This is a genomic window from Rouxiella silvae (genome assembly GCF_002093625.1).
Taxonomy (GTDB): domain Bacteria; phylum Pseudomonadota; class Gammaproteobacteria; order Enterobacterales; family Enterobacteriaceae; genus Rouxiella; species Rouxiella silvae.
Genome location: NZ_MRWD01000102.1, coordinates 1 through 8227, shown reverse-complemented (window position 1 = coordinate 8227; position 8227 = coordinate 1). Strand labels below are relative to the sequence as shown.

Here is an 8227-nt window from a genome sequence, read left to right as displayed (position 1 = left end):
TTTTTATATCATGTCTATTTTCTAAATTTTCGTCTACGCTAGATATTTCTTAAGTTAAATTAAGCTTTCGTCATAAAAGATTAACATCAGTACATTGCCTGGAAATGATGACAGGTACATGACAAAGAGAAATTTTCTTCTACCCCTGAACGCCTATGGCTCTGACGCAGCAAGATCACGTTCAGGTATAAAATGGTAATCCCCCCATTTCTAACGCTTCGATGATGCTGTCTGTTACGACCTGATAGACATCTGGTTTGGTTTTGTCCTTAGACAATTTCGTCTTCGTATCGCCTGACGGTTGGGCCACCCGGAAATCGTTCTGGCCAGCAAGGGCGCAAAGCGGCTATGGCTGGCCAAGTTGTGACGGGGAACGATTACCGGAAGCTGATATGAAGAAGAAAGACTCACAGGAGAAAATGACGGCGAGGATACCCGGACTTAGCACCCCCTTATGCCGCAGAGGTGAAATGCCGTTGTGTCAGGACGCAGTTGCACCACGAAAAGGAGTGTTGGCTCAGGCTATCATGGAGTTGGGGCATGTAAATAAGACGCTGTATTTTCTTAATTATATTGAATTAGTAAAGGAGCGTAAGTCCACCCTCTTTCGCGGCGTACGGTAAAACCCTAATTCTACCGAATCTGCCGACTTATCCACCGTTTCTGTGGATAACGCTATATGCTGTATCGGTCGAAGCTGATGGACATACTATATGTTGTGCCTGGCGGGGCTGGTTCAGGTCAACCATGGGGGCGTTCTGCTCTGCCCCGCTCCGGTAATGTGAAACCTTTATGAATGGGCGATTTACCCAATTTGGCGGAATTCTGAGGCTAGCGACCTCAATAAAGCAGGGAACGGTGACCGCTTCTCTGATGCTGAAAAAGCTGGCCAACAGTGCGGAGTTAACCGTGTCTGGCGACTGATGAAACGTGCCGGGATACCCGACACATCGTCATGACACCCCATACAGTGCGGTGCTCATTGATAAAGCGGTACTTCAGTCGGGCTCCCTTGCAAAGTACCGCGCGGCCTTTTTCAGGATATCCCGTTCTTCTTCGGTACGTTTTAGCTGCGCCCGTAGTTTCAGGATCTCGCTTTTGGCCTCCAGTAAATCCTGGGCATGCTGCTCGCTGTTATCGGGTTTAATCGCCCGTAACCACTTATAGAGACTGTGTGCTGAAACGCCCAGCCGGTCAGAAACTTCAGCGACGGAATAACCGCGTTCCGTTATTTGACGGACAGCTTCTTCCTTAAATTCAGGGGTAAATCGTGGTGTGCCCATACGCTCCTCCTATGCTCAAACTATAGGGCAGGATCGTCTACCGGGGCGGGGTCAGTCCACCAACGGCTCTGAAGTGTCTAGATTATCCGTGGCGATTCAATTTGGGGTTAACTACATATCTATTTGAAGGATTTTAGATATTAAATGGAGTTAACATGCTTATATCCAGCCACTTTCGGTCGTTGTCGCTTTTACCTCTTTTATTCCTTTTTTCCTGTACGACACAAATCAAAAAAGTACAGAATGAGACTTCTCAGCAGGCCGTATCTGGGGCAATAAGCGTCAATTGCCCTGTAGGTTGTCCTGTGGGCGGCAGTATTCAGACTGTTACCCGCGAATCTTATACATTGAACAACAATCCTGATACGAAGTTTGCCAACTGGGTTGCCTATACGATAACCAAAACCAGTCAGGCAAGCGGTCGCCCCCGTAACTGGAAACGCGATCCTGCTCTGCCTGAATCAGATACTCTATCTCCCGCCGCATATACAGGTACCAACGGTGCACTTGCAGTAGAGGGGTTTGAGGGCCAATGGAACGGAAACGTACGTTTAGAACGTAACACTATGATTTTAAGTCTATAAAGTCGTGGCGATGTCAGTCATGTTTACGTTGATTTGATTACCAAGTTTATTAAAACTTGAAATGCCGAAAACAGCATGGCTTCAGGCTTCAACGGGAAGAGTAAACAAAACCTTCGTTTTGTTTACTCGCCAACCTGCTCGAAAATGAACTCTGAGTACACTTTTGCACCGATGGGCTTCAGACCCTAAAGACAAAAAAGTTTTCAGTGAGAGTCTGGATGAGTTTCAGGCGCACGTAGTGGCTAAGTACAACTCAGATCCGACATTGTATGGCAAAGATTAGGTTGATAAATAAATGAACAGACTGCTATTTAATACAGGTCTTTTCGTTTTTTGAGTGTCATTAATTTAAAAGGTGAAGAATGTTATGGGTAAATACTTATCAGTTGGCCCGCTTCTTCCCACGCGGCTATTTTTCGAGCGTCCCATTCCAGCTGGTTTTTGTCAGTGTTAAACAAAACTACCCTGCCGTAAGAGGTAACCAAATCTACCGTTTTTGCAATGTTGTCACCGGGTATGTATTTACATAGCGTGAAACCATAGCTCTCCAGAGATGAGCATCTTGACTCAATATTTACCTTTGCTAAGGTACCCGAATCTGGTGCCTTGAGAAAATATTCAATGGCGTATTTTTTTAGCACAGGAAGGGAATCGGTTAGTTTGTTAAACTCCTGTGGAGAAATTCGGGCCATCAGGCTGAGGTCAATAAGTGAATGAGTATTACATTCTTCAACGAGACGAGGTCCCATACCACCGTGCATTCTGGCGCCGGTTTCAACCAGTACAGGCCCGTCAGCAGACAAAATAACCTCACTGTGTGAGGTACCGTTACGTATGCCAAGAGAAGACAGTACTGAACTTACGTAAGTAATCAGCTCAGTATGTTCCTCTACCGGTTCCGTAACCATCTGACAGTAAATCGGTACTCCACTCACTTCCTGTTTGACATATCGAAAAATATTTACAACGAAGTGCTGACCGTCACTGGTCACGGCATCGACGACATACTCCGTTCCGTCAATTTTCTGTTCAATCAGAAGTTCTTTGTTCACGATGCCAGAGTAATCCCTGGTACCAATCAGTGAGCGGAACGCAGCCTCAACCTCATGCATATTTTTGCAGAAGAAAACGCCTTCAGTCCCGAAAGAACTTACTGGTTTGATGACATATTCATCGAAAGGATTGTTTGCACACCATTGCAAAATCTCTTCAAGATCTCCTGATTTAAAGTGAGGAATGTGTCTGACACCATCCAACATTAGTCGACGTTGCATCAGATACTTATCTCGCCTTGCCTGGCTGAGTTCAAATACGTTAGGCAGTAAATCCCAGTGTTTGCAGAGCAGGTCAAACACGGGCACGCCTGGTTCGGAACCGCAAACGATATAGTCTGGCGCACCGCCAAGTGAGGACTCTATTTCCTGAACTGTGTCCTGCAGTGACTTATATTCAAATACTGTTAAGTATTCATGCGGCCGGAAGGTAGACATGACAGTAGGGGGAAGGTGGCGATTCGTAATCAACGCGACGACTTTATAGCCATATAAAGTAGTTACCCTGTCTGCAAATGCAGCACCGCTTGAAAAAGGATCGACTATGATGACGTATTTATCTTTTCTCATTTTATTTACCTCGTTATTTATATTCATGCTATTTCAATCGATGCGTTTCCATCAGGATATGAACAGCATGCAAGATATATTTTTTCAGCCTTATCTTTTTCTGAGAGACAGAAGTCTGGCTCACTCCTGACGCTTCCGCTTTTTAATTTGAATTTACAGCTTCCACAGATACCTGAACGGCACATGTGCCTGATGGGAATATTTTGCTCAAGGAGATTATCGAGTACTGTCCTTGCTTTATTTGCGGTAATCTCAAGGCTCTTGCTTTCTAGTTTAATGCTGCAGCCTTTAGCTTTAGTGTCCATTTCGGCAGTGGCCGCCTTCGCTGAACTGAACGCTTCAACAGAAATATCAGAGAAAGGGAATCGTTTCTTTACTGCATTTACTGAAAATTCCGCGAAGTGAGTACTTCCGCAAATTATCGTGGTGTCGGGAATAATTGGGATACTGTCTTCACTCATATTTACCCTTCCTTCCCTGAACACTTCACTGTGTTTTAAAAGACCTGCACGCGTCACATTAATTCTTATCGTAAACCAGTCGCAGCGTGTATACAGGTCAAATAATTCGTTCAGGAAGGGGATTGCCGCGGGTTCGGTACAGCTCAGCATAAGCAAGACGTGCTTATCAGGAGCGATATATCCGTACGCTTTGAAGCACTCACGAATCAATGCCAGAGGCAGCGTAATTCCTATACCTCCAGCCAACAAAAGCACATTTTTTCTGTCTTGGATTCTGCTAAAATTAATATTCCCGCTACGACCTGTCACTTCTATTTCTTTCTTATCTAAAAGCAGTCTGGAAATAATCGATGAAGCGCTCTTCTCACCTTTATTTTCGATGATGAAGTCGTAATATTTTCCATGTTCTGAGGATATCAGCGTATAACAACGCTGTATAATTGATTCTTTTTCGTCAGGAAAATTAAAAATAAAGTACTCTCCAGGATTTGCAGCGTATTTTAACGTGTCAGAGTTACAGGTGGGCTCCAGGCGGAACATTCTCATCTTCGATGTTAACAAAGATGATTCATGACAAATAAGTTTCATACTAAAACATACCCTTAAAGTCCAATCCTTGAAATAACGGCTTCTGCGGATTCAAGATATATACCTATCTCGTTACAGCTTTCTGTTTCGGCAATAATTTCTCTGGCATAAGGCATACCGGCAAGATTAAAAACGCTTTTCCAGGCACCCAGCTCATTATCAGCGAAAAGATCTGCTGTTTTGAGCATGGTGTTCCTGAGATATTTGCGCTCACTGTAGCCCAAATCACGCACGATGTCATAAGCCACATAGCTGAAAACGCTTGAGTGACTCCACTCATCTTCAGCGTGGATCCGCGTGACCTCATGGCAAATTCTCTGGATGCTTTTGTCTTCAGCCATTACGCGAAGATAGTCTGTTATCAGGGTCTCGCTTGCACAAGCCACTGCAAAACGTGTCAGCCGGCGTTGCCAGTCTGCGCTACAGCTTTCAAGCATCTGTTTACGCCATCTGATTAGATTAAAATCAGTGTAATTCAATGGCTCAAGCTTGCGCCTGTCGTAAATATAATTACATGCCATTACTGACATTCTTGTATGCAGTGCCTCGTCCAGCAGCGCTTCGGACATAACGTCCTGAAGTTCTGCTCTATTAGGTGAATTCACCGGTGGACATTTAATGATGTCTTCACAAGCCGGCGTAACGATGTCGCATTCGATATATATCGTTTTTAAGTTATATATGCCCCACGCATAAGACAAGCACCGGCTTTTGACGTCTTCGGGTGCTTCCTGCCAGGCATCGTGAAGTCTGAAAGGCAATAAAGATTCACTAAAATCTTTTTTAGATTCATTAAAAGCAAGTTCAGAATATTCAGGGTGAGTGTTATTAACTGCTGCCCGGTTTTTCCAAAGCAGAGATAGTTTTTTTAACATAAGCGCGACATTTTCACTGTCGGGAACTGTGAATTCAGCGGACATAAATTACTCCTTTAACTTTTGACTGCCGGATTAGTTTTCATTTTTTACTCGGATGAAGCTCATAAATATGGCGCCTGCAAGAGCAAGCCCTGCAGATATAATTAACGTGTTTTCCCAGTGTGCGCTTTCAAGCAAATCTCCGTAAACAACTGCAGATACTGCGCTGCCGAGATAGAATGAGAGCTGGCGGATACTGGTAGATAAGAGAGTTCTGTCTTTTGAAAAACCGGTTATTGCCAGCGTATCAAGTAGCGGCATCAGGCAGTAATTGAGCAACAACCTGATAAAGTAAAGAGTAATGAAGATTGCTGACGGAACATGCAACGACTGAAATAACAAACATGTAGCGGTCAGCAGACCTGCAACAATGACGGTTGGTTTAAATGGGAACTTTTTCACCAGGAGCGGTGCGAACAAGGCTCCAATGATGCTCACAACCTTATCTCCACCCATTATCAGTGAAATCTCACTGATGTTCATTGTATAGGCAAGGTTGAATACAATATTAATGAAACGGAAAATGAGCGTTATTGATGCCCCTAGAAGCGATGCGGCGACGAAAAGAATGATGAAATTTCCCCATTCCATGTCTTTCTTCCCTGCCAGTCTACGCTCATCAACGCCGGGTTCCGTGATTCCTCTTACGGATCTGATACGGAAATAAATCATCAGTAACGCACAGATGAAGGAAGCAACCAGAATGGCCTGATAATTTCTGAGGGGCTCGACGTGCGAGTAGTGTGTCACAGCGCTGACTGCAACGGAACCTGTCATCGCAGCGCCCAGATAGGCCACAAAGAAGTAGCTGAATAGCGTCGTCCTGCTGGCAGAATCTATGTTTGACCCCATCAGAGCATTTCCAAGTGACAACTGTGCAATCATTCCGGAAAGAATTAATCCCAGTGTGACAGCACTTGCTGAAACCGACGTCAGGCAGGGGAGCAGGATAAACGGTAAGGCGTACACAAACGCAAATATAAGCAGTAACTTTCTCTGAGATATTCTTCTGCTGGCAATAATGAGCGGGATAACTGCTACGGCCATCATTGCCATAGCCACTGCATAGATATGGCCTGTGGCTGCTTTATCAATTCCCCGGGCTTCAAGATAAAAGTTATAAACGGCATCAAACATGCCGTTGCTGAGCCCCATAAGGAAAGTGGCTATAAGGAAACTGCGCGCGGCACTTCCAAACTTTCTGACGTCTCCAAACATATCTACTCTCTTCCTTCGATACATATTAACGAAATACCTGTGAAATTCTCGATAAGTCGTTCGCCTTCCAACCATTCTCCATAGCCAGCTGCGGTATGTAGATGACCGCCACCTATAATAAGATGGGTTTTGGATCCCCAACGGCTGGCAAGCTCGAAGGCACGCGACTTATCAAGATGTTCATCATTATCGCTGTGGATGAGTAACGACTTATAACCAAGATTCTTTGTGGGCAGGGGACGTTGTTGTCTTATTTGTTCTATAGACTCTTCGGCATCTACATCTGCCGGTGCGACTAAGACCAAGGCTTTTACCCTATCCACAGAATGAGATATGGCCCACTGGCTGACTGCTACAGCCCCGCAACTGTGGCCAAGGAGCACAATGTCGCCTTCTGTTTCGTTAACAGTCTGATTCAGTCTTTCTACCCAGTCAGCAGAAGGACTGTTCCAGTCATCCTGTTCTACCCGGACCACGTTACCGTATTTCCTCTGCATAAAAGTTTGCCAGTGATCTGGTCCGGAATTAGTGAAACCGGGAACAATAAGGTATGTAGCTGTCATTTTTTTCTCGCGTGATTAATCATCTCGGGCAAAACTGTTATCCCAAACCTTGTCTTCAGGATTCTGGACGCTTCTTCATCATCAGGTATCTCGAATGACTTAGACTCGAATCCCTTTACCTCAGTGAAAATATTATTTCGAATGCTTATCCTTCCGTTCTCTTGAGGAAGGCTCGCGACGCTGTTTGTATTCAGCAGGCTTTCTGGCGAATGAAGAGTGTAGAAATAGGCCATGCTGATATCTGCAGGAAAGGTTTTGACGTCATGGAAAGAGTAAATAGCCTCCCACACCGCATCCGGTTTGCTGTTCTCTCTGACAGAGATTATCCATCCCTGTACTGCATCTTCAGTAATGCGCGAGGATAAAAATTGATCGTTGTGAATATAACCGTCGGCCATTAACAGCAGCGTTCGGGGACCCTTAGCTCCAAATCCAACGTCGAATAGCCATCGCTCACTACCAATATTTAGGATGAATAACTGATGAGTGGCAGACGTTGTATGCGGGATGAGTAATCTTGCAAGGCGGACTTCATAGCTGAAGCCAATATGATCGAATAACTCCTGCAACAAAACTGAAAACTCGAAGCAGATACCGCCTTGATTGTTTAGCACTACTTTAGTGAAAATCTCGTCACGACTGAGTCTTACATCTGAAGTGTCATTGACGCTGAAATTCTCAAAAGGAACATTAAAAAAATGGGCGTGATGTAGAACAGATAAATAGCTATGGGTTTTTGCTGGGCTTTCATTCAAATTCAATCTCTTAAGATATTTCTCTACATCCTTCATACTGCTCTCCATGAACCTGAATTTGGCAGGGGCCGCTTAAGCCCTTACATTTCTAGGTGAGATAGTATTCATTTAATGTTACGGCACAACATAATTTTATGAGGAAAATATAAGAAAAATTTACTTTTTCTGTAAAGAATTGGATAAAGGAACTGTTTTCTGAATAGTTAGTTTTTTAATCCTATGATATAGATGATATT

9 protein-coding genes and 1 pseudogene are annotated in these 8227 nt (G+C 44.3%); 3 read left to right on the top strand and 7 right to left on the bottom strand.

Annotated features, from left to right (window positions below; all coding sequences use genetic code 11):
- Positions 1 to 392 precede the first annotated feature (392 nt).
- Together BS639_RS24170 and BS639_RS24840 are read left to right on the top strand one after the other, a co-directional pair.
- Positions 393 to 623, top strand: coding sequence for a hypothetical protein (locus BS639_RS24170; protein WP_084984593.1), 231 nt, complete (start codon positions 393 to 395; stop codon positions 621 to 623).
- A 169-nt stretch (positions 624 to 792) separates the two neighbouring features.
- Positions 793 to 924 carry a Tn3 family transposase gene (locus BS639_RS24840; RefSeq protein ID WP_139804184.1) on the top strand — a complete coding sequence of 44 codons (132 nt, stop codon included), beginning with the start codon at positions 793 to 795 and terminating at the stop codon, positions 922 to 924.
- On the opposite strand, the pseudogene BS639_RS24165 reads toward BS639_RS24840, so the two are convergent.
- Positions 907 to 1283: pseudogene (locus BS639_RS24165) on the bottom strand (transposase); the annotation flags it as partial. The gene BS639_RS24840 and the pseudogene BS639_RS24165 overlap by 18 nt on opposite strands.
- Before the next feature lie 155 nt (positions 1284 to 1438).
- On the opposite strand from BS639_RS24165, the gene BS639_RS24160 reads away from it, so the two are divergent.
- On the top strand, positions 1439 to 1867 hold the full coding sequence (locus tag BS639_RS24160) for a DNA/RNA non-specific endonuclease (protein WP_084984592.1): 429 nt from the start codon (positions 1439 to 1441) through the stop codon (positions 1865 to 1867).
- Between the two features lie 365 nt (positions 1868 to 2232).
- Here the strand turns inward: BS639_RS24160 and BS639_RS24155 are convergent, their stop codons facing one another.
- Genes BS639_RS24155 through BS639_RS24130 form a run of 6 tightly spaced genes read right to left on the bottom strand, consistent with a single transcriptional unit; the run spans position 2233 to position 8027 of the window.
- Entirely contained in the window at positions 2233 to 3489 is a 1257-nt protein-coding gene (locus BS639_RS24155) for an ATP-grasp domain-containing protein (RefSeq protein ID WP_084984594.1), read from the bottom strand.
- Positions 3490 to 3512: 23 nt separating this feature from the next.
- The gene (locus tag BS639_RS24150; protein ID WP_084984591.1) at positions 3513 to 4538 is read right to left on the bottom strand and encodes a flavin reductase family protein; all 1026 of its coding nucleotides are present in this window, start codon (positions 4536 to 4538) and stop codon (positions 3513 to 3515) included.
- Between the two features lie 14 nt (positions 4539 to 4552).
- Positions 4553 to 5458 (bottom strand): diiron oxygenase, encoded by a 906-nt coding sequence (locus BS639_RS24145; RefSeq protein ID WP_084984590.1) that lies wholly within the window; start codon positions 5456 to 5458, stop codon positions 4553 to 4555.
- A gap of 30 nt (positions 5459 to 5488) precedes the next feature.
- Positions 5489 to 6673 (bottom strand): MFS transporter, encoded by a 1185-nt coding sequence (locus tag BS639_RS24140; RefSeq protein ID WP_084984589.1) that lies wholly within the window; start codon positions 6671 to 6673, stop codon positions 5489 to 5491.
- 2 nt (positions 6674 to 6675) lie between these two features.
- Positions 6676 to 7236 (bottom strand): RBBP9/YdeN family alpha/beta hydrolase, encoded by a 561-nt coding sequence (locus tag BS639_RS24135; protein WP_084984588.1) that lies wholly within the window; start codon positions 7234 to 7236, stop codon positions 6676 to 6678.
- Entirely contained in the window at positions 7233 to 8027 is a 795-nt protein-coding gene (locus BS639_RS24130; protein WP_084984587.1) for an arylamine N-acetyltransferase family protein, read from the bottom strand. The genes BS639_RS24135 and BS639_RS24130 overlap by 4 nt, the downstream gene beginning before the upstream one ends.
- Between the last annotated feature and the right edge of the window lie 200 nt (positions 8028 to 8227).